The organism is Ideonella sp. (genome assembly GCF_041918995.1).
Taxonomy (GTDB): domain Bacteria; phylum Pseudomonadota; class Gammaproteobacteria; order Burkholderiales; family Burkholderiaceae_C; genus Ideonella.
The window spans coordinates 56,889-82,083 of record NZ_JAYRUN010000015.1; the positions used below are offsets into that span (position 1 = coordinate 56,889).

A 25,195-nucleotide genomic window follows, 5' to 3' on the forward strand; every position below is an offset into this window, starting at 1 on the left:
GGGAGGACGGGACGGCGCTCACCCCGGCAGTCACCACGACAGGTCCGCCGGCTTCACCTTGCGCGGGTTCGTCTCCACGCGCTGGATGCGGCCGTCGCCCAGGTACACCACGCGATCGGCCATCTGCGCGATGGCCGCGTTGTGGGTGATCACCACCGCGGTGGTGCCCAGCTCCTCGTTCACGTGGGCGATGACTTCCAGCACCAGCTTGCCGGTCTGGTAGTCCAGCGCGCCGGTGGGCTCGTCGCACAGCAGCACCTGCGGCCGCTTGACGATGGCCCGGGCGATGGCCACGCGCTGCTGCTCGCCGCCGGAGAGCTGGGCGGGGAAGTGGTCGCGCCGGGGCGTCAGGCCCACCCGGTCGATGGCCTCGTCCACCGGCATCGGGTGCTCGACGATGTCGGTGACCAGCGCCACGTTCTCCCGCACGGTCAGGCTGGGGATGAGGTTGTAGAACTGGAACACGAAGCCGACGTGGCGGCGGCGGTAGGCGGTGAGTGCCGATTCGTCGGCCCGGGTGAGGTCCTCGTCGCCGAACATCACCGTGCCGCTGCTGGGCACGTCCAGGCCGCCCAGGATGTTGAGCAGGGTGGACTTCCCGCTGCCGGACGGCCCCAGCAGCACGATGAACTCGCCGCGGCCGATGTCCAGGTCGACGTCGCGCAGGGCCACCACCTCCACCTCGCCGGTGCGGTAGACCTTGCCCACGCCGTGCGCGCGAAAGAGCGCCGGGCCGGCCGTCATGCGCGGGGGCCCGGGCGCCGGGCTGCACGGGGCCGGCGCCAGCCCTGCCAGACGCGCCAGGCCTTCCAGGCCAGCAGCGCCCAGCGCCCCCAGACGGCGACGGTGCGCGGCGTGGCCACCCGCCGCAGGGCCGCGGCCGCCAGGGTGTGCGGCGACGCCTGCCGCTGCAGGCGTCGCACATGGCGGCCCAGGCGCAGGCGCTGGGCGGCGCTGCGCGCCAGCAGCACCTGACGCCGCTGCTCCAGCGTGTCGGCCGCGCGGGCGGTGCCGGGGGGCACGGGAGCGCTCATGCTGCCTCGCCGCGCAGGGCCTTCTCGTCCGCGTGCAGCTCGGCCAGCGTGCCGTGCAGCAGCGGCGGCCGGCGCTCGGCCTCGGCCTTCCAGCGCCAGGCGGCGAGCGCGGCGGCGCCCAGGAAGACGGCGGTCAGCCCGCCGAGGGCGGTGGCCTGCCAGGCGGGCGGGCACAGCAGCACGATCCAGGCGGCGGCCAGCACCACGCCGACGAACAGCAGGAACAGCGTCACCGTGGCACCGAGCCACAGGCGCGCCAGGCGCAGCCGCTCCTGCTCCAGCTCCAGCGTGGCCAGCTCCAGCCGGGTGCGCCCGATGTCGATGACGTCGGCCACCACGCGCTGGGCGGCCTCGCGCAGGCCGTCTAGCACCCCGGGCGGGGGCGGCTCGCCGCGGCGCGGTGCGTCGTCCGTCGGCGCGGCGCTCACCGGCGCGACGCCGCGAGGAAGCCGATCAGCAGGCCCACCGCCGCGGCGATGCCCATCGCGCCGTACGGGTGCTCGCGCACCGCCAGGTCGGTGGCACGGGCGGCGCGGCGGGCGCGGTACACGGCGGCCTGCTCCAGGTCGTCGAGCTGGTCGCGCATCTGCCGCACCTGGTGGGCGAACTGGTCGCGCACCGCGTCGTAGGCCTCGTCACCGGTCTCAGCGGCGCTCTTGAGCAGCTCGTCGGCCTCGTCGATCATGCGGCGCAGGCTCTGGGCCAGGGCCGACTTGTCGTGCGACATGTCCATGGGCGGTCTCCATCCAGGGTGAAGAAGTCCGATCCTAGGCGTGAACCGGTGCGGCGTCTTGACGCGGCTCAAGCCGTGGGCGGCGGTGACAGCGGCATGACGAAGCGCACCACGCCGGGCTCCTCGCTGGCGGCGTCGGCCTCGAAGCCCAGGTCGTCGCAGAGCTGGCGCATGGCACCGTTCTCCCGCAGCACGTAACCCACCAGGCGCTGCGTGCCGCGCTGGCGCTGGTGGGCGGCCAGCCGGTCCATCAGCAGGCGGCCCAGGCCCTGGTGCTTGAGGTCGCTGCGCACGATCACCGCGAACTCGGCCTCGACGTTGTCGGGGTCGGCCACCGCGCGCGCCACGCCCAGGGTGTCCCATCCGCCGTCGGCCGACGGGCGCTCCGCGATGAAGGCCATCTCGCGCTCGTAGTCGATCTGCGTGAGCCGGGCCATCTCGCTGGCGGGCAGCTCGCGGCGCGACTGGAAGAAGCGAAGCCGCACGTCCTCGGGGTCGAGCGCGGTGATGAAGGCGCGGTGCTGCGGCTCGTCCTCGGGGCGGATCGGGCGCATGCGCAGCGGCTGGCCGTGCCAGTCGAGCGTGGTGGTGAGCTCGGCCGGGTACGGGGCGATGGCGAAGGCGCCGGCACCTGACCCGCGCTCGCCGGGCCGCGCCAGGCGGATGCGCGCGTCCAGCGCCAGCACGCCCTCGTGGTCCGCCCACAGCGGGTTGATGTCCAGCTCGGCCAGCTCGGGCAGGTCGGCCAGCATCTGGGAGACGGCCGTGAGCACGTCGGCGATGGCCTCCTGCCGCGCCGGCGGGTGGTCGCGGTAGCCGGCCAGCAGGCGCGCCACGCGGGTGCGGGCGATCAGCTCGCCGGCCAGCACGCGGTTCAGGGGCGGCAGGCCGATGGCGCGGTCGGCCAGCACCTCGACGGCCGTGCCACCCTGGCCGAACAGGATGACGGGGCCGAACAGGCGGTCGACCGAGGCGCCCACGATGAGCTCCACGGCCATCGGCCGCTGGGCCATGGGCTGCACCGAGAAGCCCTCGAGCCGCGCGCCGGGCAGGGCCGCGTGCAGCCGCTGCAGCATGGCCACCGCCGCGTCGCGCACGGCCGCCGCGTCGGCCAGCCGCAGCGCCACGCCACCGGCGTCCGACTTGTGCGAGATGTCCGGCGAGAGGATCTTCAGGGCGACGGGATAACCCAGCAGGTCGGCGGCCTCGACCGCGCTGTCGGGGTCCGCCGGCACGGCGCGCGTGGGCACGGTGGGGATGCCGTAGGCCGCCAGCACCGCCTTGGCCTGCACTTCGTCGAGCATCTCATGGCCGGCCGCGCGTGCGGCCGCCAGGGCGGCGCGCGCCGCGGCGGTGTCCGGCGGCGCGTGTTCGCTGGCGGTGGGCACCTGGCGCAGCTGCGCCTGGTTGGCCCGGTAGGTGCGCAGCATGCCGAAGGCGCGCACGGCCTCCTCCGGGGTGGCGTAGTCGGCCACGCCGGCGTCCTCGAACACATGGCGGGCGTCGGCCACGGCGGCGTCGCCCAGCCAGCAGGCCAGCACGCGGCCGGCATGCTGGCGCACCAGCGGGGCGCAGGCGCGGGCGATGTCGTCGCTGCGCACGATCGCGGTGGGCGCGTGGGCGAAGAGCACCGCGCCGGTCTCGCGGTCGTCGAACAGTGCCTCCAGCGTGGCCGTGTAGCGCTCGGCGGGGGCGTCGCCGATGATGTCGATGGGGTTGGCGCGCGACCAGGTGGCCGGCAGCACGGCATCCAGGCGCTCACGCAGCGCGGGGGTCATGTCACGCAGGGGGATGCCCGCGAGCTCGGCGGCGTCGGCCGCCATCACGCCGGCCCCGCCGCCGTTGGTCATGATGGTGAGGCCGGCATCGGGGCAGGGGCCGTCGCCGCGGAACCGGGCCAGTGTCTGGGCGGCCATGAACAGCTCCTGCAGCGTGTCCACGCGCAGCATGCCGGCGCGGCGGATGGCCGCGTCGAACACCAGGTCCGAGCCGGCGAGGGCGCCCGTGTGCGAGGCGGCGGCGGCCGCCCCGCGGGTGCCGCGGCCGGCCTTCACGACGATGACGGGCTTGTTGCGCGCGGCCGCCCGGGCCGCCGACATGAACTTGCGCGGCGATTCGATGCTCTCGATGTACAGCAGGATCGATCGCGTGCGCGGGTCGCTGCCCAGGTGGTCCAGCAGGTCGCCGAAGTCCACGTCGGCGTGTTCTCCCAGCGAGACCATGTGCGAAAAGCCGATGCGCCGCGCGCGCGCCCAATCCAGCACCGCGGTGACGAGGGCGCCGGACTGCGACACGAAGGCCACGTCGCCCGGCAGCGCATGGGCATGCGAGAAGCTGGCGTTCAGCCCGAGGTGCGGCGACAGCAGGCCCAGGCAGTTGGGCCCCAGCACGCGCAGCAGGTGGGGGCGCGCGGCGTCCAGCATGGCCTGGCGCGTGGCCGGGTCCAGGCCGGCGGTCATGACGATGACGGCCCGGGTGCCCCGCCGGCCCAGCTCGGCGATGAGCTTGGGCACGGTGGCCGGCGGGGTGCAGATGACCGCCAGGTCGGGCACCTGGGGCAAGGCGGCCACGCTGGACACCACCGGTTCGCCGTCCAGCCGCCGCAGCCGCGGGTTCACCGCCATCACCGGCCCGGCGAAGCGGCCGGCACGCAGATTGCGCCACACCGTGGCGCCCACGCTGGCCGGGCGGTCCGACGCGCCGATGACGGCCACGCTCGTGGGTTGCAGCAGCTGGTCCAGGTGGCGAACGGTCATGGGGGGCAGGATCGGGCGGGCAGCAGGCCGCGGAGCGTGCAGACTAACCGCGCGGCGGGCGCCCTGCTTGCGCATGATCAAGATCAAGACGGCCCCCGGCCCGGTGGCCGCTGCACGATACTGGGCCGCCATGACAGAACGCCTGGATCCACCGGCCCCGGCCGCCGGCACCGCGCTGCCGCCCGGCCCCGGCTGGGACGCGATGCTGCTGCGGGCGGTGCGCGCGGCCGAGCTGGCCGGCGCGGCGGTGGACGACCAGCCGGCCATGGCGCAGGCGGCGGCGCTGCCGGGTGCGCCTGCCGTGCGGCTGGCGCGGCGGGCCCGCCTGCTGGCCGGCCCGCTCGGCGTGGAGGGTCCGCTGCGCCGGGCCCGTCGCGCGCTGCCGTGGCTGCTGGCGGCGGCGGCCGGGCTCGCCGGGCTGCTGGGCGCCCACCTGCTGGAGCGCCTGGCCGGCGAGGGCCGGCATCTGAATGCCGTGGGCGCGGTGGCCCTGGCGCTGGCGCTGCCCACGCTGAGCCTGGTGCTGTGGGGGCTCGCCCTGGCCAGTGGCCGGCTGGCGCTGGGGGGTGGGCTGGCCGGCTGGACGCTGGCGGCGGCCGCCCGCCTGCCGGGGCTGCGGGGCCCGGCGGGCGTCACCTGGCTGCCGGTGGCCTGGCAGGCGCTCGCCGAGGCGCGGCTGCTGCCCTGGGCCCTGGGCCTCGTGCAGCACCTGCTGTGGCTCGGTGTGTTCACCGTGCTGCTCGCCGGCTTGCTGGTGGACTTCGGCCTGCGCGCCTACACCCTGGGCTGGGAGACCACCATCCTGCCAGCCGGCTTCTTCGCCCAGGTGGTGCAGGTGCTGGGCGCCGGGCCGGCGGCGCTGGGCTTCCCGGTGCCGGACGCGGCGGCGGTGGCGGCGGCCCAGGCGGCCCCCGGCCAGGGGCCGCCGGGCGACCCGCGGCCCTGGGTGGGCTGGCTGATCGGCTGCCTGGTGGTGTACGGCGCACTGCCGCGCGGGCTGGCCGCGGCCGCTTGTCTGTCCGTCTGGCGGCGCCGCCGCCACCGCCTGGCCGGCATCGATCCCGCCGACCCCTACTGGCGTCGCCTGCTGGACCGGCTGGCTGCCGCCGAGGCGCCCCGGGTGGCCGACGCCGAACGCCGCCCGCCCCGCGCCGCCCGCGCGGCGGTGCCGCCGGCCCACGGCGCGCCCGCGCTGGTGGGCTTTGAGCTACCGCCGCAGGCCCCCTGGCCGCCCGCCGGGCTGATGGCCGCCTTGCCCGCCTGGTGCGAACGCCTGGACGGCAGCGCGGAGGACCGCCAGGCCCTGCGCGAGCGGGCACAGCTCGAGCGGCCCGCCCGGCTGCTGCTGGTGGTGCATGGCCCGGCCACGCCGGACCGCGGCACGGCCCGCGTGCTGGCCGGCGTGGCGCAGGCCGGCAGCGCGGTGGCGCTGCTGGCGCAAGGGGCCGGCGCCGCCCGCTGGCGTGCCTGGCTGGCGGACCCGGCCACGGCGGTGGCCGGCGCGCCGCCGGACGTGCCCGTGTTCGACGACGCCGCCGCCGCCGGCGCCTGGCTGCATGGCCGGGCGGGCGCGGCGGGACCGCGTTCCGGCCATGGCTGAGGCGCCGCTCACCGTGGCGGTGGTGGGCCACACCAATGCCGGCAAGACCTCGCTGCTGCGCACGCTGACGCGCCGGCGCGACGTGGGCGAGGTGTCCGACCGCCCCGGCACCACGCGGCACGCCGAGGCGGTGGTGCTGGCGCTGCCCGGCGCGCCGCCCGTGCGGCTGGTGGACACGCCGGGCCTGGAAGACCCGGTCGGCCTGCTGGCCCTGGTGCGCGCGCAGCCCGGGCGCACGCCGGCCGAGCGCCTGCGCGCCGCGCTGTCGCGTCCCGAGGCGCAGGCCGAGTTCGAGCAGGAGGCCAAGGTGCTGCGCGCACTGCTGGCCGCGGACGCCGCCTTCTACGTGGTGGACACCCGCGAACCGGTGCTGCCCAAGCACCACGCCGAGGTCGCCCTGCTGCACGACAGCGGCCGGCCGGTGATGCCGGTGCTGAACCAGCTGCGCGACCCGTCCAGCCGCTGGTCGGCCTGGCGCACCACGCTGGCCGAGCACGGGCTGCATGTGCAGGCGCAGTTCGACGCGGTGGCCCCCTTCATGGGCGCGGAGGCGCGGCTGTACCGCGACCTGGCCACCCTGCTGTCCGACCGGCGCGAGCCGCTGGAGGCCCTGGCCGACGCGCTGGCCGAGGCCGCCGTGCAGCGGCAGGCCGCCGGCTGGCGGCTGATCGCGCACCACCTGCTGGGCCTGGCGGCCCTGCGCGAGACCCTGTCCCGTGAGGAGCTGGCGGACGCGGCCCGGCGCGCTGACCGCCTGGCTGCCTTCCGCGACCGGGTGGCCACCGGGGCGCGCGAGGCCGCCTGGCAACTGTTGCAACTGCACGGCTTCGAGCCCGGCGACGCCGAGCTGGCCGGCCTGCCGGCGCTGCAGGGCGACTGGGAGGCGGACCTGTTCAACCCCGATCTGCTGCAGCAGGTGGTGCGCCACCTGGGCGCGGGCGCCCTGGTGGGCGCGGCCCTCGGCCTGGGGCTGGACATCGCCCTGCACGGACTGACGCTGGGCGTGGGCACGTCCATCGGCGCGGCGCTGGGCGGCGCCGCGGCCCAGGGGCTGGGGCCGCTCGGCCGGCTGGTGGCGCTGCGGGCCACGGGCCGGCAGGACGTGCAGGCCGAGGACGCCGTGCTCGTGCTGCTGGCCGCGCGCCTGGCGGCACTGCAGGAGGCGCTGGCCGAGCGGGGCCATGGGGCGGTGCAGCCGCTGCGGCCGGACACGGGGCAGGACGCCGGGCCGGGCGATGCGGCGGTCGCGGGCAGCACGCGGTGGCGGGCGCTGGCCCGGGCGCTCTCCGGCGCCGACGGCCTGGCGCCTGCACGCGCCCGCCCGGCGTGGGCCGAGCCCGGGCCGGCGGACGCCCGGCGTCAGCGTGCCGACGAGGCGCTGGCAGGCCGGCTGCGCGCGGCATGGCAGGCCCCGCCCGACAGCGCGGGGTGAGGCCGCGACGGGGCGGAGCCGGCGCCGCCGCCCTCAGGGCCCGGCGGTCAGCGGAGCGCGGAAGGCGTCCGGATCCAGCGTGCAGCGTGACTTGACGAGCGTCGCGGCATCGCGGCCGTCCACGGTGAGCGGCCATTCGCCGCGTGCACTGTAGGCCGACTGGCCGCGGCTCGCGCACTGCTGGGCCGGGGCCAGGTAGCCCTGTTCGATGGCGGGCGGCGCCGGACGCAGCATGTACGCCGACAGCGCCGCGGCCTCCACCACCGCGGCGGTGGCGAGCACCCAGACCCACCAGCGGCTGCGGGGGGCGGGTTTGTCGAGGAAGAGCGTGCGCATGGGACGGCAGGTGGGGCGGCGGGAAAGAGGGCCCCGTGGGCCGGGGGAGGCGGGCTGCCATTCTGGGCAGCCGGGGGCGGGCGAGGCAGTCGGTTCCTAGGGGTGCCGCACCCCGTGGGCAAGGGGGGTGCCGGGGTCGGGTCGCGCCTCGGCGGCGCGCCAGCGCCGCAGGGCGGCCTCCAGCTTGTCGAGCGTGCAGGGCTTGGTGAGGAAGTCGTCCATGCCCGCCTGCTGGGCTTCCTGGGCGTTGCTGGCCAGGGTGTTGGCGGTCAGCGCGACGATCGGCACCCGCGGCTGTCCGCGCTGCAGTTCCTCCGCCCGCCAGCGTCGCACCACCTCGAAGCCCGAGATGCCGGGCAGCATGCAGTCCATCAGCACCAGGTCGTAGCGGCGGCTGCCCAGGCGGCGCAAGGCCTCCTCGCCGTCCGCGGCCACGTCGCAGCGGCAGCCCAGCCGGTCGAGCTGGGCCTCCACCACCAGCGCATTCACCGCGTTGTCCTCCACCACCAGCACCTCGGCCACGGGCGGCGGCGTGCCGGTGGTCGGTGCCGGCGTGCCGCCCGCAGGCCCGGGCGCGTCGCCCAGCGGCACCGGGCTGCTGTGCACGAACGCCCAGTCCGTGCCGTCCTGCGGCGGGGGCGGCTCGGGGGCGACCACCGCCGGCTCCCCGGTCGCGGGCGCCGCCTGGGCCGGCAGCGGCAGTTCCACCCAGAAGCAGGTGCCGCCGCCGGGCCGCGCGGCGAAGTCGATCTCGCCGCCCATCAGCTCCACCAGGCGCCGGCAGATCGCCAGGCCCAGCCCGGTGCCGCCGAAGCGACGGGTGATGGAGCCGTCGGCCTGCGCGAAGGGCTGGAAGACCCGCGCGCGCGCCGCTGGCGGGATGCCCACGCCCGTGTCGCGCACCTCGAAGCGCAGCCGCTCGCCGGGGCCGCGCGACAGGTGCAGCGTCACCTCGCCGCGGTCGGTGAACTTGATGGCGTTGTCCACCAGGTTGCCCAGCACCTGCCGCACGCGCTGGGCGTCGCCGCAGACGCTGGCCGGCACCTCCGCCGCCACGCCCGCCACCAGCGCCAGGCCCTTGCGCCGGGCCGTGTGCTCGAAGGTGGCGCGCACCTCCTGCAGCACCTCCTGCGGCGAGAAGGGCGCCGCCAGCACGTCCATCTCGCCGGCCTCGATCTTCGTCAGATCGAGCATGTCGTTCAGGATGGCCATCAGGTGCCGGCCGGAGGCGAGCAGGGTGCCCGCCAGTTCACGCTCGCGCGGTGGCAGCGGCGCACGCACCAGCAGGTCGGCCGTGCCCAGGATGCCGTTGAGCGGCGTGCGCACCTCGTGGCTCACGGTGGCCAGGAAGCTGCTCTTGGCCCGGCTGGCCCGCTCGGCCTGTTCGCGCAGGCGCTCGACCTCCGCTGCCCGCTGCTCCTGGCGCCGCAGCACCCCCACCAGCACGCTGAAGGTGGCCAGCAGGAAGCCGGCGGACGCCAGCGCGAACGCGCCGATGCCGCGCGCCTGGCGGTGCCAGGCGGCGAACACGAGGCGGTCGTGCATGGCCACCGCCACGGTGACGGGGAACCCCTCCACCGCGCGGGCGACCACCTGCACATGGCGGCTGTTGTCCGCCTCCGCGTCCCAGGGGCGGAACGGCGGCGCCTCGGCGCGGGCCGGCACCGCGGGCACGCCCGGCAGCTCGCCGTAGGCGCCTTCGGTGCTGAGCGGTCGCCCCAGGGCGGCCGGGTCGTGGGGCGCACGGGCCATCAGCGTCATGTCGCGGCGCAGCAGCGACATGGCGGTGACGTCGGGCTGTGGCGCGGCGCGGTCGAGCCGGATCGCCTCGTAGAAGTCGGCGAAGGACTCCGACGACAGGCCGGCCATCACCGCTCCCATGAACCGCCCGTCGGACGTCTGCAGCCGGCGGCAGACATAGATCATCCAGATGTGGGTGCTGCGCGAGAGCACCGGCGCCGCCACGTGGCGGTCCGAGCCCTCGGCGCCGCGGACCGCCTGGAAGCATTCCCGGTCGCTCACGTTGATGCTCGGCACGGGGAAGCCGCGCGCGGCCACCACGAGCTGGCCCTGGGCGTCGAACACCGCCAACGCGTCCACCGACGGGAAGCCGGCCCGCAAGGTGGCCAGCGTCAGGTGGTCCTCATAGCGGCCGAACCGCTCGGCCAGGGCGCTCGGGTCGGGAATGGCCAGGCCGTGGATCTGCCGGGCGACACCGGCGACCAGGCCGTCCGCGGCCGCGAAGGCGTGCGCCGCCTGGGCCGCCATGGCGTAGCTGTGGTCCTCGGCGGTGGCCTGCGCGTTGCGCCGCGCATCTTCGCGCAGGCTCCAGGCGGCCAGGCCGGCGGCCAGCAGCAGGGCGGCCACCAGCACGGCGCCGACGCGGGCGGCGACCCGGCTGGCTACCCAGCGGCCGCTGCCCCACCGCTGACCCTGGGTGGGCATGACCTGGCCTCCCTTCCCGACACACCAGCGGACAGGGGAGCAACTGCTGTGCCCGGGGAAAGGCGCGGGCGGCTGGCCCGGTGGCGGCTCCGGGAGGCCGCCTTTCGCTTCTCATCAATCACTTTGACACCCCGCCACAAGTCCTTATTTCGCAATGACTTTTTGCTGAGGTGCGCTGCAGCAATCGGCGCTAAGTGCCTGATTTCATTGAAATTTTTCTTCCTGTTTCGTTGACCCGTGGGATCGGGGTGAGATAAAGTGGGAGAAAGTGCAATTTAGTGGGTTGTCGTGTCCGACTTTGTGTTTCAGGGTGAGTCCGCGTTGTCGCTGGACGGGAAAGGCCGGGTCACCGTGCCGTCCCGTTATCGCGACGCGCTGGCCGCGCTGTGCCAGGGCCAGATGACGCTCACCAAGAGCCCCTCGCGCTGCCTGCTGCTCTTCCCCCGTCCGGCCTGGGTGGAGTTCCGCGCCAAGATCCTGGCCCTGCCCATGGAGGCCGACGGCTTCCGCCGCCTGTACCTGGGCAGCGCCATGGACGTGGACATGGACAGCGCCTCGCGCATCCTGCTGTCGCCCGAACTGCGCGGCTGGGCCCGGCTCGAGAAGGAACTCATGCTCGTGGGCATGGGCGCCCGCCTGGAAATCTGGGACCGCGAGCGCTACCTCGCCAACGAGGAAGCCACCCTCGCCCAGCCCATGCCTGACGCGCTGCGCCAGCTGGTCATCTGAGGCCGCCGATGTCAGCACCGAAGTCGACCAAGGCGCGGGCCGAGCGCCGGGCCGCTCCCAAGCTGGCCCGCATCCCCTCGGGGGATCGGCCGACGTCCTCGTCGGACGAGGGGCTTCAGCACACCACGGTCTTGTTGCACGAGGCCATCGACGGCGTGTTCACGCGGCCCGATGGCACCTACGTGGACGGCACCTTCGGCCGCGGCGGCCACAGCCGGGCGCTGCTCGCCCGCCTGGGCCCGGGCGGGCGCCTGGTGGCCTTCGACAAGGACCCGGAGGCCGTGGCGGCGGCCACCACGGGCGACGCGGCCATCACCGACCCGCGCTTCCAGATCGTGCACGAGAGCTTCGCCACGCTGCGCGAGTCGCTGGCGGCGTGCGGCATCGCGGCGGTGGACGGTGTGCTGCTCGACCTGGGCGTGAGCTCGCCGCAGATCGACGACCCGGCGCGGGGCTTCAGCTTCCGCTTCGACGGCCCGCTGGACATGCGCATGGACCCGACCCGTGGCGAGAGCGCGGCCGATTTCCTCGAGCGCGCCGACGAGCGCCTCATCACCCAGGTGGTACGTGACTATGGCGAAGAACGGTTTGCTGCATCGATTGCAAAGGCGATTGTTGCTCGCCGGGACAGCGGGGCCCCTGTTCGATCCACGGCCGAGCTGGCCCAGCTCGTGGCTCGCTCGGTCAAGTCCCGCGAGCCGGGCCAGGACCCTGCAACGCGCACATTTCAGGCGCTACGGATTCTCGTCAACGCCGAGCTTGAAGAGCTCGAGCAGGGCCTGAGCGCGGCGATCGACCTGCTGGCCCCCGGTGGCCGGCTGGCCGTGATCAGCTTCCACTCGCTCGAGGACCGCATCGTGAAGACGCGGATCGCACACGAGAGCCGCGAGGAGATCGACCGCCGGGCACCGTTCGCGCCGCCGCGCCGCACGCTGCGGCTGAAGCCGCTGGCGCGCATCAAGCCGGGCGCGGCCGAGATCGCCGCCAACCCGCGCGCCCGCTCCGCCGTGCTGCGCGTGGCCGAGCGGCTGAGCGCCAAGGGAGCCGCGGCGTGACGCGCCTGTCGATCATCCTGCTGGTGCTGCTCGTGGCCAGCGGCCTGTGGCTGGTGAAGACCAGCTACGAGTCGCGCCGCCTGTTCGTCGAGATCGAGCGCGCCAAGGCGGAGCAGACCCAGCTCGCCGCCGACGCCAAGCGCCTGGATGCCGAGCGCCGCACAGAGGCCACCCACCTCAAGGTCGAGCGCACGGCGCGCGAGAAGCTGGCCATGCGCCTGGCCACGCCTGACATGACGGTCTATGTGAGCGACAGCCGCGCCGCGTCGACCCCGGCCTCGGCCGCGGGGCAGGGGGGGCAGCCGTGAAGCCGGTGCAGCGCCAGCGTGCCGCCGGGGCCACGTCCGTGCGCGGCGTGAACTACTCCACCAGCCCGCTGCTGGCGGCCAAGACGCCGCCCGGGCGCAGCAAGTTCCTGGTGTTCGCCGTCGGCATGGCCTTCCTGGCGCTGGCCGGGCGGGCGTTGTACGTGCAGGTCATCGAGTCCGAGTTCTTCCAGAAGAAGGGCGAGGAGCGCTTTGCCGCCACGCTGCAGCTGCCGGCCAGCCGCGGCCGCATCCTGGACCGCCATGGCCAGATCCTGGCGGTGAGCGTCAATGCGCCCACCATCTCGGTGAACCCGCAGCACTTCAAGGCCAGCGACGCGCAGAAGCGCGCGCTGGTGTCGCTGCTGCGCATGCCGCTGAAGGAGTTCGACGCGCGCATGGCCGACGGCGGCGCCTACGTGGTGCTCAAGCGCCAGGTCGACGACGGCGTGGCGCAGCAGGTGCGGGCCCTGAAGATCAAGGGCCTCACGCTGGAGCCGGGCTACATCCGCCGCTACCCAGAGAACGAGGCGGCCGCGCACGTGGTGGGCTTCACCGACATCGAGGACAAGGGCCAGGAGGGCGTGGAGCTGGCCTTCCAGCGCCAGCTGCAGGGCCACGGCGGATCGCGCGGGGTGCTGCGCGACCGGCTCGGCCGCGTGGTCGAGGAGCTCGGCGAGACGGTGGACCCGCGCGACGGCCGCGACGTGCAGCTGACCATCGATTCCAAGGTGCAGGCCCTGGCCTACCAGCGCATCCGCGACGCCGTGCAGCAGCACAAGGCCAAGGCCGGCAGCGTGGTGGTGCTCGACGCGCAGTCCGGCGAGATCCTCGCCCTGGCCAACTACCCCAGCTACCTGCCGGGCGAGCGCCGCCACCTCACGGGCGCCCAGCTGCGCAACCGCGCCATCACCGACGTCTTCGAGCCGGGCTCCACGGTGAAGCCCTTCATTGCCTCCATGGCCATCGAAAAGGGCCTGGTGCGTCCCGAAACGGTGCTGGACACGCAGCCCTTCCGCGTCGGCCCGCTGCTGGTGAACGACGGCAACCACGGCCGGCCGGTGATGTCGGTGGCCCAGGTCATCCAGAAGTCCAGCAACGTGGGCACGGTGAAGATGGCCCAGCGGCTGGACACCAAGGAGATGGGCGAGATGTTCGCGGCGCTGGGCTTCGGCACCAAGCCGCAGATCGGCTTCCCCGGCGCCGCGACGGGCAAGCTGCGGCCGCACAAGACCTGGAAGCCGGTCGAGAAGGCCACCATGAGCTACGGCTACGGCCTGTCGGCGTCGCTGCTGCAGATCGCGCGGGCCTACACCGCCATCGCGCGCGACGGCGAACTGGCCCCGCTCACCCTCATCCAGGGCGAGGAGCCGTTGCCGGGAGTGCGCGTGTTCCAGCCGGAGACGGCGCGCACCATGCGCCAGCTGCTGCGCGGCACGGTGAGCACCGACGGCACCGCCCCGCTGGCCCAGCCCATCGGCTACTCGGCCGGCGGCAAGACGGGCACGGCGGAGAAGCAGGAAGGCCGCGGCTACAACAGCGACAAGCACCGCGCCTGGTTCGCCGGCATCGCGCCCATCGACAACCCGCGCGTGGTCGTGGCCGTGATGGTGGACGAGCCCAGCGGCGTGTACTTCGGCGGCCTGGTGGCCGCGCCCGTGTTCAAGGTGGTCGTGGAGCAGGCGCTGCGCACGCTGGGCGTGCCGCCCGATCTCGACATGAAGCCGCCGGTCACCGCCGGCACCCGTTCGATCGCCGTGGCCGAGGCCACCGGCGCCGCGCCCATCCGGCGCCAGTGACACCGCCCGCCCGCACCATGCCCCTGACGCACCTGAAGAGCCCCGACGCCGCTGCCCGCTGGCTGAGCAGCTGGGTGACCGGCGCCCTGCGCACGGACAGCCGCCAGGTGCAGCCGGGCGATGCCTTCATCGCCTGGCCGGGCTACGCCAGCGACGGCCGCCAGCACGTGAAGCAGGCGCTCGAGCGCGGGGCCGCCACCTGCCTGGTGGAAGAGGAGGGCGTGGACGCCTTCGGCTTCGAGGACGCGCGCGTGGCGGCGCTGCCGCAGCTCAAGGCCGCCACCGGCGTGATCGCCAGCGCCTACTACCGCCAGCCCAGCGGCGCGCTGAAGGTGGTGGCCACCACCGGGACCAATGGCAAGACCTCCACCGCCTGGTGGACGGCCCAGTGCCTCACCCAGCTCGGCCTGCGCTGCGGGGTGGTGGGCACGCTGGGCATCGGCGAGCCGCCGCGCCCGGCCGCCGTGCCCGGCGCCGAGACCGCCGACATCACCTTCACCGGCCTGACGACGCCCGACCCGGTGGTGCTGCAGCAGGGCTTCCGCCGCATGGCGGACCAGGGCTTCGCGGCCTGCGCCATCGAGGCCTCGTCCATCGGCGTGGTGGAGCACCGCCTGGCCGGCACGGCCATCGAGGTGGCGCTGTTCACCAACTTCACGCGCGACCACCTGGACTACCACGGCGACATGGCCGCCTACTGGGCCGCCAAGCGCCACCTGTTCGGCTGGCCGGGCCTGCGCGCCGCGGTGATCAACGTGGACGACCCGCAGGGCGCCCGCCTCGTGGCCGAGCTGGCGGGCAAGGGCCTCGCGCTGTGGACCGTGTGCGTGGGCGGCGAGGCCCGCCTGCACGCTGACGCGGTGCGCTACGAGCACGGCGGGCTGGCCTTCGACGTGGTGGAGGGGCCGCAGCGCGTGTCCCTGGCCACCGGCCTGATCGGCGACTACAACGTGAGCAACCTGCTGGTGGTCATCGGCGGGCTGCGGGCGCTCGGCCTGCCGCTGGACGACGCCTGCCGCGCCGCCGCGCGCGTCACGCCGGTGCCGGGCCGCATGCAGCGCATCGGTGCCGGCGAGGGGGCCCCGGAGGCCGTGGTCGACTACGCCCACACGCCGGACGCGCTGGAGAAGGCCATCGGCGCGCTGCGCCCGCTGGCGCAGGCGCGCGGCGGCCGCCTGTGGTGCGTGTTCGGCTGCGGCGGCAACCGCGACGCCACCAAGCGCCCGCTGATGGGCGAGATCGCCGCCCGCCTGGCCGATCGCGTCGTGGTGACCAGCGACAACCCGCGCCGCGAATCGCCCCAGGCCATCGTGGACCAGATCGTCGCCGGCATCCCACCGGCGGCCGCCACGCTCAAGACCGACACCCGCCTGGACCGCGCGCAGGCCATCGCCGACGCCATCGCCGCGGCCGCGCCGGTCGACGTGGTGCTCATCGCCGGCAAGGGCCACGAGGACTACCAGGAGGTCGACGGCGTGAAGCAGCCGTTCTCCGACGCCGTCCACGCGGCCGAGGCCCTGGCCCGCAGGAGCGCTGCATGAGCGGCGCGCCCGTGCCCATGCTGCGCCTGCGCGACGCCGCGGCCCTGCTGCCGGGGGCCTGTGTGGTGGGCGACCCGAACGTGGTGTTCTGCCGCGTGCACACCGACACCCGCACCCTGCGCCAGGGCGACCTGTTCGTGGCCCTCAAGGGCGAGCGCTTCGATGCGCACGACTTCCTCGACGCGGCGCGCGTGTCGGGCGCGGTGGCCGCCCTGGCCTCGCACGGCATCGCCGAGGCCGGCCTGCCCGGCCTGCAGGTGGACGACCCGCTGGCGGCGCTGCAGGCCCTGGCCAGCGCCTGGCGCCAGCGCTTCACGCTGCCGCTGGTGGCCGTCACCGGCAGCAACGGCAAGACCACCGTCACGCAGATGGTGGCGGCCATCCTGCGCGCCGCGCACGGCGGCGCCAGCCTGGCCACGGCCGGCAACCTGAACAACCACATCGGCGTGCCGCTCACCGTGCTGGGCCTGGAGTCGGGCCACCGGGCGGCCGTGGTCGAGCTGGGCATGAACCACCCGGGCGAGATCGCCGAGCTGGCGGCCATCGCACGGCCCACCGTGGCCCTGGTCAACAACGCCCAGCGCGAGCACCAGGAGTTCATGCAGAGCGTGGAGGCCGTGGCGCGCGAGAACGGCGCCGTGATCGCCGCGCTGCCCGCGGACGGCACGGCGGTGTTCCCGGCCGACGAGGAATGGGCGCCGCTGTGGCGCACGCTCGCCGCGGGCCGCCGCACGCTCACCTTCGCCCTGGATGGCGACGGCGCAGGCGGCCGGGCCGCCGCGGCCGACGTGCACGCCGGCGCCCGCTGGCGCGTGGACGACTGGGACGTGCGGCTGCACACGCCGGTGGGGCGCGTGGACTTCCCGCTGCACATCGCCGGCCGACACAACGTGAAGAACGCCGCCGCCGCCGCGGCCTGCGCGCTCGCCGCCGGCATCGGCCTGCAGGACATCGTGCAGGGCCTGGCGCACTTCAGCCCCGTCAAGGGCCGCTCGCAGGTGCGTCCGCTGCTGGTGCGTGGCCAGCCGCGCACGCTGGTGGACGACACCTACAACGCCAACCCCGATTCCGTGCGCGCGGCCATCGACGTGCTGGCCGAGCTGCCGCGCCCGCGCTGGCTGTTGATGGGCGACATGGGCGAGGTGGGCGCCCAGGGGCCGGCCTTCCATGCCGAGGTGGGCCGCCATGCGCAGGCCGCCGGCATCGAGACCGTGTGGTGCGTGGGCGCGCTGATGCGCCACGCCGCGCTGCCCGACGGCGTGGCCACGGGCGCGCGCCATTTCGACAGCGTCGACGACCTGCTGGCGGCGCTGGCCGAGGACGAGGCGCCGCCGTTCTCGTCGGTGCTGGTCAAGGGCTCGCGTTTCATGCGCATGGAGCGCGTGGTGCAGGCCCTGCAGGCCCAGGGACAGGCCGGAGGAGGGAACCCACATGCTGCTTAGCCTGGCCCGTACACAGGAGGTGGCCCATGCTGCTTAGCCTGGCCCAGTGGTTGCAATCGCTCTATCCCGAGCAGTTCGGCTTCCTGCGCGTCTTCCAGTACCTCACCTTCCGGGCGGTGCTGGCGGCGATGACCGCGCTGCTGATCGGCCTGGTGTTCGGGCCGTGGGTGATCCGCCGCCTGACCGAGCTGAAGATCGGCCAGCCCATCCGCGAGTACGGCGTGCAGACGCACCTGGCCAAGCGCGGCACGCCCACCATGGGCGGCGCGCTCATCCTCATCGGCATCGGCGTGTCCACCCTGCTGTGGAGCGACTGGAGCAACCGCTTCGTCTGGATCACCATGCTGGTGACCTTCGGCTTCGGCGCCATCGGCTGGGTGGACGACTGGCGCAAGGTGGTGCTGAAGGACCCCGAGGGCATGCGCTCGCGCGAGAAGTTCTTCTGGCAGTCGGCCATCGGCCTCATCGCCGCGCTGTACCTGGCCTTCAGCGTGTCGGAGACCTCCAACATCCGCGTGCTCGAGCTGTTCCTGCGCTGGGTGCAGAGCGGCTTCTCGAACGACCTGCCGCCCAAGGCCGACCTCATGCTGCCCTTCTTCAAGAGCATCAGCTACCCGCTGGGCGTGTTCGGCTTCATCGCGCTCACCTATTTCGTCATCGTGGGCGCGAGCAATGCGGTGAACCTCACCGACGGGCTGGACGGGCTGGCCATCATGCCGGTGGTGCTGGTGGCGTCCGCGCTGGGCATCTTCGCCTACGTGGTGGGCAACGCGGTGTACTCGCGCTACCTGCTGTTTCCGCACATTCCGGGCGCCGGCGAGCTGATGATCTTCTGCGCCGCCATCGCGGGTGCGGGCCTGGCCTTCCTGTGGTTCAACGCCCATCCCGCGCAGGTGTTCATGGGCGACGTGGGCGCGCTGGCGCTGGGCGGCGCGCTCGGCACCATCGCCGTCATCACGCGCCAGGAGATCCTGCTGGGCATCATGGGCGGCGTGTTCGTCGCCGAGGCGCTGTCGGTGATGGCGCAGGTGGCCTGGTTCAAGTACACGAAGAAGAAGTACGGCGAGGGCCGGCGCATCCTGCTGATGGCGCCGCTGCACCACCACTTCGAGAAGTCGGGCTGGAACGAGACGCAGGTCGTCATCCGGTTCTGGATCATCACCATGCTGCTGTGCCTGGTGGGCCTGGCCAGCCTGAAGCTGCGGTGAGGGACGCTCGCCCATGAACTTCCTGCGCGATCTGTCGGTGCTGGTGCTGGGCCTCGGTGACTCCGGCCTGGCCATGGCACGCTGGTGCGCCCGCCACGGCGCGCGGGTGCGCGTGTGGGACTCGCGCGAGCAGCCGCCCCAGGCGGCCGCACTGGCCCTGGCCGCGCCCGAGGCGCAGCTGCTCACCGGCGCGCTCGACGCCGTGCGCCTGCAGGGCGATGGCGACCTCGCCGACGTGCGCCTGCTGCTCAAGAGCCCCGGCCTGTCGCCGCTGGACCCGCGCATCGCGCCGCTGCTGGCGGTGGCACGCGGGCGCGGGCTGCCGGTGCAGGGCGAGCTGGATCTGTTCGCCCGCGCCCTGGCCGACCTGAAGACCACGCGCCGCTACGCGCCCAAGGTGCTGGCCATCACCGGCACCAACGGCAAGACCACCACCACCTCCCTCACCGCGCGCCTGGTGGAGCGCTGCGGCCTGCGGGTGGGCTTGGCCGGCAACATCGGCCCGACCATGCTCGACACCCTGGCCGACGCGCTGGACCGCGAGCCGGCGGCCGAGCCCGCCGACGAGGCGACGGGGCCGATGGACCTCGCCCCCTCGCCCGACGCGGCCGACGAGGACACGCCCACGCTGCCTGGCGCCCTGGTGGACGGCCGCCCGCTGGACGACCGCACCGTGCCCATGCCGCTGGACGGCGCCGGCCACACGCCGGATGCCATCGACCTGGCGGTGGACGTGACCGGCGTCGCGGACGAGGTGGACGTCGCCATGGAGATGAGCGGCGCCGCCGGTGACCGGGTGGATGTGCCGGTGGACGTCAGCGGCGCGGGAGATCGTGTCGACGTCGGCCTGCCCGTGTCCATCGGCGAGGCGGCCATCGACCTGCGGCTGCACGCCGAGGGCGACGAGGAGGACGCCGCGCCGGCGCTTCCCCCTCCGCCGCCGGCCGAGCCGGTGTTCGAGGTGCTACCCGAGGTGTGGGTGCTGGAGCTGTCGAGCTTCCAGCTCGACGGTGTGCAGGGCTTCGAGCCCAGCGCCGCCACGGTGCTCAACGTGACGCAGGACCACCTCGACTGGCACGGCGACATGGACGCCTACGCCGCCGCCAAGGCGCGCATTTTCGGCGAGACGGCCGTCATGGTCATCAACCGCGACGATGCGCGCGTCGAGGCCATGGTGCCCGCGCCGGTGGTCGTGAAGGGCGCACGCGGCAAGGCCGCCAAGCCGGTGGCACGCGCCGTGCTGCGCTTCGGCCTCGATGCGCCGCGTCGCCCCGGCGACTTCGGCCTCGTCACCGAGGCCGGCATGGCCTGGCTGGTGCGCGCCTTGCCCGCGGACGAGACCGTGAAGTTGCGCAAGGGCGAAGAGGCCGAGATCCACCTGCAGCGGCTGATGCCCGCCGATGCGCTGCGCATCCGCGGCCGGCACAATGCGTCCAACGCGCTGGCGGCGCTGGCGCTCGCCACGGCCATCGGCTGCCCGCTGGCACCCATGCTGCACGGCCTGCGCGAGTACCGCGGCGAGCCGCACCGCGTTGAGCCCATCGGCAGCGTGGGCGGCGTGGAGGCGGTGGACGACAGCAAGGGCACCAACGTGGGCGCCACCGTGGCCGCGCTCGAAGGGCTGGGTGCCGACCTCGGCAGCGGCCGCCTCGTGGTCATCCTCGGCGGCGACGGCAAGGGCCAGGACTTCGGCCCGCTGGCCGCCCCCGTGGCCCGCCACGCCCGTGCGGTGGCCACGATCGGCCGCGACGCCGCCACCATCGAAGCCACGCTGGCCGCCACCGGCGTGGCCATCCAGCGGCACGACAGCCTGCAGGCCGCTGTGCGCTGGTGCTTCGCCCAGGCGCAGGCCGGCGACGCGGTGCTGCTCAGCCCCGCCTGCGCCAGCCTGGACATGTTCCGCCACTACGCGCACCGCGCCGAGGTGTTCGCCGCCGCCGTGCGCGAGCTGGCGCTGGAGCGCGGAGAGGTGCTCGAATGAGCCGGGGCGCGCACGCCGTCGCCGCGACGCCGGGCTGGCGCGAGCGCCTGGGCGCGCTCGGCCAGGGCCTGCGCGAGCGGCTGGGCCGCGCGCCCGGCGTGGACCGCCTGCCGATCCGCGACTGGGTCTCGGTGGGCAGCGGCAAGCCCACCGCCGTCTCCGGCTTCGACCAGCCCCTGGCCTGGGTGGTCGCCGGCCTGCTGGCCCTGGGCCTGGTGATGGTGTATTCGGCCTCGGTGGCCCTGCACGACAACCCCAAGTTCGCCAGCTACCCGCCCACCTACTTCCTGGCGCGCCAGGCGCTGTTCATCGGCGTGGGCTTCGTGGCGGCGCTCGTCACGCTGAGCATTCCCATCGCGGTGTGGGAGAAGTGGGCGCCGTGGCTGTTCGCCGTGTCGCTGGCGCTGCTCATCGTGGTGCTGGTGCCCTTCATCGGCAAGGGCGTGAACGGCGCCCGGCGCTGGATCCCGCTGGGCTTCATGAGTTTCCAGCCCAGCGAGCTGGCCAAGCTGGCCATGGCCATGTACGCCGCCAGCTACATGGTGCGCAAGATGGACGTGAAGGAGCGCTTCTTCAAGGCCGTGTGGCCGATGGCGGTGGCGCTGGGCGTGGTGGGCATGCTGCTGCTGGCCGAGCCCGACATGGGCGCCTTCATGGTGATCGCGGCCATCGCCCTGGCCATCCTGTTCCTGGGCGGCGTGAACGGCCGGATGTTCGTGCTCAGCGTGATGGTGCTGGTGGGCGCCTTCGTGCTGATGATCGCCTTCAGCGAGTTCCGCCGCCAGCGCATCTTCGCCTACCTCGACCCCTGGAACCCTGACTACGCGCAGGGCAAGGCCTACCAGCTCACCCACTCGCTCATCGCCTTCGGCCGCGGCGAGTGGTTCGGCCAGGGCCTGGGCCAGTCCATCGAGAAGCTGAGCTACCTGCCCGAGGCCCACACCGATTTCCTGCTCGCCGTGATCGGCGAGGAGCTGGGCTTCGTGGCCGTGCTGGCGGTCATCGTGGCCTTCTTCTGGCTCACCCGCCGCATCTTCCACATCGGCCGGCAGGCCATCGCCCTGGACCGGGTGTTCGCGGGCCTCATGACCCAGGGCATCGGCGTGTGGTTCGGCGGCCAGAGCTTCATCAACATGGGCGTGAACCTCGGCCTGCTGCCCACCAAGGGCCTGACGCTGCCGCTGCTCAGCTACGGCGGCTCGGGCGTGCTGATGAACCTGGTGGCCCTGGCCATCGTGCTGCGCGTCGACCAAGAGAATCGGCAACTCATGCGCGGAGGCCGCGCATGAGCGCCGCCGCCATGGGCAAGCACCTGGTCATCATGGCCGCGGGCACGGGCGGGCACGTCATTCCCGGCCTGGCCGTGGCGCACGAGATGCAGCAGCGCGGCTGGACGGTGACCTGGCTGGGCACCGAAGGCGGCATGGAGAACCGGCTCGTGCCGCCGTCGGGGATCGAGATGGACCGCCTGTCCTTCAGCGGCCTGCGCGGCAAGGGGCTGTGGCAGGCCATGACGGGCGGCCTGCGCCTGCTCAAGGCCTTCTGGGACTCGGCGCGCATCCTGCGCCGCCGCTCGGCCGACGCCGTGCTCGGCATGGGCGGCTACGTGTGCTTCCCGGGCGGCATGATGGCCTCGCTGCTGGGCAAGCCGCTCGTGCTGGTGAACGCGGACGCCGCGCTGCTGCTGTCCAACCGGGCGCTGCTGCCCGTGGCCGACCGGGTGGCCTTCGGCTTCGACGGCACGGCCGCGGCCAAGGTGAGGCAGGCCCTGGTCACCGGCAATCCGGTGCGGCGCGAGATCGAGGGCATGGCGCCGCCGGCGCTGCGCTTCACCGGCCGCGAGGGCCCGCTGCGCCTGCTGGTGGTGGGCGGCAGCCTGGGGGCCCGGGTGCTCAACGAGAACGTGCCCGCGGCGCTGGCGCAGATCCCGCTGGAGCAGCGCCCGCTGGTGCTGCACCAGACCGGCGCGGCCCACCACGACGAGGTGCGCGGCCGCTACGCCACGCTCGGCGTCACGGCGGAAGTGGTGCCCTTCATCGACGACATGGCCGCCTGCCTGGCGGGCTGCGACGTGGTGGTCTGCCGCGCCGGCGCCATCACGGTGAGCGAGCTGTGCGCGGCGGGCGTGGCCAGCGTGCTGGTGCCGCTGGTGGTGAGCACCACCTCGCACCAGCGCGACAACGCGCTGTGGATGGCCGAGCGTGGCGCGGCGGTGCACCTGCCGCAGGCCGAGCTCGGCCCGCAGTCGCTGGCCGAGCTGCTGCAGCGCCTGGACCGGCCGCAGCTGCTGGCCATGGCGGACAAGGCGCGTGCACTGGCGCGGCCGGCGGCCGCCACGCGCGTGGCCGACGAGATCGAACGGCTGACGGAGAAGCAGCGATGAAACACGCGGTCAAGCACATCCATTTCGTGGGCGTCGGCGGCGCCGGCATGAGCGGCATCGCCGAGATCCTGCACAACCTGGGTTATGCCGTCACCGGCTCGGACCAGGCCGACAGCGCCACCACGCGCCGCCTGGCGGAGCTGGGCATCCGTGTGCACATCGGCCACGACGCGGCGCATGTGCAGGGCGCGGAGGCCGTGGTCGTGTCCACCGCCGTGAAGGGCGACAACCCCGAGGTGATCGCCGCGCGCTCGCGCCGCGTGCCGGTGGTGCCGCGCGCCGTGATGCTGGCCGAGCTGATGCGGCTCAAGCGTGGCATCGCCATCGCCGGCACGCACGGCAAGACGACCACCACCTCGCTGGTCACCAGCGTGCTGGCCGAGGCCGGCGTGGACCCCACCTTCGTCATCGGCGGCAAGCTCAACTCGGCCGGCGCCCATTCGCGCCTGGGCTCGGGTGACTTCATCGTGGTGGAGGCCGACGAGTCGGACGCGTCCTTCCTGAACCTGATGCCCATCCTCAGCGTCGTGACCAACATCGACGCCGACCACATGGACACCTACGGCCACGACTTCGCCCGCCTCAAGCAGGCCTTCGTGGACTTCCTGCACCGCATGCCGTTCTACGGTGCGGCCATCGTCTGCATCGACGACCCCGGTGTGCGCAGCATCGTGCCCATGGTGTCGCGGCCGGTGGTCACCTACGGCTTCGGCGAGGACGCCCAGGTGCGCGCGGTGGACGTGCAGGCGCTGCCCGGCGGCCAGATGCGCTTCACCTGCGAGCGGCGCAACGGCGTGGCCATGCCGCCGCTGGCCATCACGCTCAACCTGCCGGGCGAGCACAACGTGCGCAACGCGCTGGCCGCCATCGCGGTGGCCACCGAGCTGGAGCTGCCCGACGCGCCCATCGCCCGCGCGCTCGCCGCCTTCGACGGCGTGGGACGCCGCTTCCAGCGTTACGGCGACGTGCCGGCGCGCGACGGCGGGCAGTTCACCCTCATCGACGACTACGGGCACCACCCGGTGGAGATGGCGGCGGTGCTCGCCGCCGCGCGCGGTGCGTTCCCCGGACGTCGCCTGGTGCTGGCCTTCCAGCCGCACCGCTACACCCGCACCCGGGACTGCTTCGAGGACTTCGTGAAGGTGATGGGACAGGCCGACGCCGTGCTGCTGACGGAGGTGTACGCCGCCGGCGAATCGCCGATCGTGGCGGCCGATGGCCGCTCCCTGGTGCGTGCGCTGCGCGTGGCCGGCAAGGCCGAGCCGCTGTTCGTGGACGAGGTGGGCAGCCTGCCCGAGGAGATCCTGGGCTTCGCCCGCGACGGCGACGTCGTCATCTCCATGGGCGCGGGCTCCATCGGCGCCGTGCCGGCGCGGGTGGTGGAGCTGGCCGGCGCGGCCGGCGTGGCCGGTGCGCAGGAGGTGGTGGCATGACGACCATCGACATCCGGGGCCTGGGCAAGGTGGCGGTGCTGATGGGCGGTGACTCCGCCGAGCGCCCCGTGTCGCTGATGTCCGGCGCGGGCGTGCTGGCCGCGCTGCAGTCGCAAGGCGTGGACGCCCACGCCTTCGACCCCGCCGAGCGCCCGCTGCAGGCGCTGAAGGACGAGGGATTCGACCGTTGCTTCATCGCGCTGCACGGCCGCCACGGCGAGGACGGCACGGTGCAGGGCGCGCTGGAGCTGCTGGGCATCCCCTACACCGGCTCCGGCGTGATGGCCTCGGCCATCGCCATGGACAAGGTGATGACCAAGCGCATCTGGGCCTTCGCCGGCCTGCCCACGCCGGCGTGGCAGCTGCTGGCGGCCGGCCAGCACGGCCGCGAGGTGGTGCGCACGGTGCCCGACGGCCTGGGCCTGCCGCTCATCGTGAAGCCCGCGCGCGAGGGCTCGTCCTTCGGCGTGACCAAGGTGGCCGGGTATTCCGGCATGATGGAAGCGGTCACTCACGCGGCACAATTCGATTCCGACGTGCTGTGCGAAGAATTCATCGAAGGCGAGGAAGTCACCTGCCCCGTGCTGGGTGAGGGCAGCGCCGCCGTCGCGCTGCCGGTGATCCGCATCGTGGCGCCCGGCGGCAACTACGACTACGAGCACAAGTACGTCTCCGACGACACCCAGTACCTGGTGCCGTCCGGCCTGCCCGAGGCCGAGGAGCGCGAGATCCAGCGCATCGTGGTGGAGGCCTATCGCCTGCTCGGCTGCCGCGGCTGGGGCCGCGCCGACCTGATGATCCGCGCCTCCGACAGGAAGCCCTTCCTGCTGGAGATGAACACCTCGCCGGGCATGACCAGCCACTCGCTGGTGCCCAAGTCGGCCGCCTCCACCGGCATGGACTACGAGCGGCTGTGCCTGCACCTGCTGGCAGGCGCCACGCTGGACAGCGCGCGCCCGCACGCCCCCGAGGCCGCCGCCTGA

21 protein-coding genes are annotated in these 25,195 nt (G+C 74.0%); 14 read left to right on the forward strand and 7 right to left on the reverse strand.

What is annotated here, in order from left to right:
* Nucleotides 1-30: 30 nt before the first annotated feature.
* From ACE3UN_RS14385 to ACE3UN_RS14405, 5 genes are all read right to left on the reverse strand, one after another.
* Nucleotides 31-744, reverse strand: coding sequence for an ABC transporter ATP-binding protein (locus ACE3UN_RS14385; RefSeq protein WP_374675657.1), 714 nt, complete (start codon nt 742-744; stop codon nt 31-33).
* Nucleotides 741-1,034, reverse strand: a complete 294-nt coding sequence (locus tag ACE3UN_RS14390) for a hypothetical protein (RefSeq protein WP_374675658.1) — start codon at nt 1,032-1,034, stop codon at nt 741-743. The genes ACE3UN_RS14385 and ACE3UN_RS14390 overlap by 4 nt, the downstream gene beginning before the upstream one ends.
* Nucleotides 1,031-1,462, reverse strand: a complete 432-nt coding sequence (locus ACE3UN_RS14395; RefSeq protein ID WP_374675659.1) for a phage holin family protein — start codon at nt 1,460-1,462, stop codon at nt 1,031-1,033. The genes ACE3UN_RS14390 and ACE3UN_RS14395 overlap by 4 nt, the downstream gene beginning before the upstream one ends.
* The gene (locus tag ACE3UN_RS14400) at nt 1,459-1,767 is read right to left on the reverse strand and encodes a YqjD family protein (protein ID WP_374675660.1); all 309 of its coding nucleotides are present in this window, start codon (nt 1,765-1,767) and stop codon (nt 1,459-1,461) included. The genes ACE3UN_RS14395 and ACE3UN_RS14400 overlap by 4 nt, the downstream gene beginning before the upstream one ends.
* Nucleotides 1,768-1,835: 68 nt before the next feature.
* Nucleotides 1,836-4,523 (reverse strand): GNAT family N-acetyltransferase, encoded by a 2,688-nt coding sequence (locus tag ACE3UN_RS14405; protein WP_374675661.1) that lies wholly within the window; start codon nt 4,521-4,523, stop codon nt 1,836-1,838.
* A 130-nt stretch (nt 4,524-4,653) separates the two neighbouring features.
* Here ACE3UN_RS14405 and ACE3UN_RS14410 point away from each other — a divergent pair, with 130 nt between their 5' ends.
* Together ACE3UN_RS14410 and ACE3UN_RS14415 are read left to right on the forward strand one after the other, a co-directional pair.
* On the forward strand, nt 4,654-6,123 hold the full coding sequence (locus ACE3UN_RS14410; protein ID WP_374675662.1) for a DUF2868 domain-containing protein: 1,470 nt from the start codon (nt 4,654-4,656) through the stop codon (nt 6,121-6,123).
* A complete protein-coding gene (locus ACE3UN_RS14415) occupies nt 6,116-7,555 on the forward strand; it encodes a GTPase/DUF3482 domain-containing protein (RefSeq protein ID WP_374675663.1) in 1,440 nt (479 codons plus the stop codon). Before ACE3UN_RS14410 ends, ACE3UN_RS14415 begins: the two co-directional genes overlap by 8 nt.
* A gap of 33 nt (nt 7,556-7,588) precedes the next feature.
* Here ACE3UN_RS14415 and ACE3UN_RS14420 read toward each other — a convergent pair whose 3' ends face one another.
* Nucleotides 7,589-7,891 (reverse strand): hypothetical protein, encoded by a 303-nt coding sequence (locus tag ACE3UN_RS14420; protein WP_374675664.1) that lies wholly within the window; start codon nt 7,889-7,891, stop codon nt 7,589-7,591.
* A 96-nt stretch (nt 7,892-7,987) separates the two neighbouring features.
* Nucleotides 7,988-10,336 (reverse strand): ATP-binding protein, encoded by a 2,349-nt coding sequence (locus tag ACE3UN_RS14425; RefSeq protein WP_374675665.1) that lies wholly within the window; start codon nt 10,334-10,336, stop codon nt 7,988-7,990.
* A gap of 300 nt (nt 10,337-10,636) precedes the next feature.
* Here ACE3UN_RS14425 and mraZ point away from each other — a divergent pair, with 300 nt between their 5' ends.
* Genes mraZ through ACE3UN_RS14485 form a run of 12 tightly spaced genes read left to right on the forward strand, consistent with a single transcriptional unit; the run spans nt 10,637 to nt 25,195 of the window.
* Nucleotides 10,637-11,065, forward strand: coding sequence for a division/cell wall cluster transcriptional repressor MraZ (mraZ, locus tag ACE3UN_RS14430; RefSeq protein WP_374675713.1), 429 nt, complete (start codon nt 10,637-10,639; stop codon nt 11,063-11,065).
* 8 nt (nt 11,066-11,073) lie between these two features.
* On the forward strand, nt 11,074-12,120 hold the full coding sequence (gene rsmH / locus ACE3UN_RS14435; protein ID WP_374675666.1) for a 16S rRNA (cytosine(1402)-N(4))-methyltransferase RsmH: 1,047 nt from the start codon (nt 11,074-11,076) through the stop codon (nt 12,118-12,120).
* Nucleotides 12,117-12,428, forward strand: coding sequence for a cell division protein FtsL (gene ftsL / locus ACE3UN_RS14440; RefSeq protein WP_374675667.1), 312 nt, complete (start codon nt 12,117-12,119; stop codon nt 12,426-12,428). The genes rsmH and ftsL overlap by 4 nt, the downstream gene beginning before the upstream one ends.
* Before the next feature lie 5 nt (nt 12,429-12,433).
* Nucleotides 12,434-14,224: a peptidoglycan D,D-transpeptidase FtsI family protein gene (locus ACE3UN_RS14445; RefSeq protein ID WP_374675714.1), complete on the forward strand. Its 1,791-nt coding sequence runs from the start codon at nt 12,434-12,436 to the stop codon at nt 14,222-14,224.
* A 17-nt stretch (nt 14,225-14,241) separates the two neighbouring features.
* Nucleotides 14,242-15,765 (forward strand): UDP-N-acetylmuramoyl-L-alanyl-D-glutamate--2,6-diaminopimelate ligase, encoded by a 1,524-nt coding sequence (locus tag ACE3UN_RS14450; protein WP_374675668.1) that lies wholly within the window; start codon nt 14,242-14,244, stop codon nt 15,763-15,765.
* Nucleotides 15,762-17,207, forward strand: coding sequence for a UDP-N-acetylmuramoyl-tripeptide--D-alanyl-D-alanine ligase (murF, locus tag ACE3UN_RS14455; protein WP_374675669.1), 1,446 nt, complete (start codon nt 15,762-15,764; stop codon nt 17,205-17,207). The genes ACE3UN_RS14450 and murF overlap by 4 nt, the downstream gene beginning before the upstream one ends.
* Nucleotides 17,208-17,233: 26 nt before the next feature.
* Nucleotides 17,234-18,415, forward strand: coding sequence for a phospho-N-acetylmuramoyl-pentapeptide-transferase (gene mraY, locus ACE3UN_RS14460; protein WP_374675670.1), 1,182 nt, complete (start codon nt 17,234-17,236; stop codon nt 18,413-18,415).
* Between the two features lie 13 nt (nt 18,416-18,428).
* On the forward strand, nt 18,429-20,396 hold the full coding sequence (gene murD, locus ACE3UN_RS14465; RefSeq protein WP_374675671.1) for a UDP-N-acetylmuramoyl-L-alanine--D-glutamate ligase: 1,968 nt from the start codon (nt 18,429-18,431) through the stop codon (nt 20,394-20,396).
* A complete protein-coding gene (ftsW, locus tag ACE3UN_RS14470) occupies nt 20,393-21,685 on the forward strand; it encodes a putative lipid II flippase FtsW (RefSeq protein ID WP_374675672.1) in 1,293 nt (430 codons plus the stop codon). The genes murD and ftsW overlap by 4 nt, the downstream gene beginning before the upstream one ends.
* Nucleotides 21,682-22,779: an undecaprenyldiphospho-muramoylpentapeptide beta-N-acetylglucosaminyltransferase gene (gene murG / locus ACE3UN_RS14475; RefSeq protein ID WP_374675673.1), complete on the forward strand. Its 1,098-nt coding sequence runs from the start codon at nt 21,682-21,684 to the stop codon at nt 22,777-22,779. Before ftsW ends, murG begins: the two co-directional genes overlap by 4 nt.
* Nucleotides 22,776-24,212 carry a UDP-N-acetylmuramate--L-alanine ligase gene (gene murC, locus ACE3UN_RS14480; protein WP_374675674.1) on the forward strand — a complete coding sequence of 479 codons (1,437 nt, stop codon included), beginning with the start codon at nt 22,776-22,778 and terminating at the stop codon, nt 24,210-24,212. Before murG ends, murC begins: the two co-directional genes overlap by 4 nt.
* Nucleotides 24,209-25,195 carry a D-alanine--D-alanine ligase gene (locus tag ACE3UN_RS14485; RefSeq protein WP_374675675.1) on the forward strand — a complete coding sequence of 329 codons (987 nt, stop codon included), beginning with the start codon at nt 24,209-24,211 and terminating at the stop codon, nt 25,193-25,195. Before murC ends, ACE3UN_RS14485 begins: the two co-directional genes overlap by 4 nt.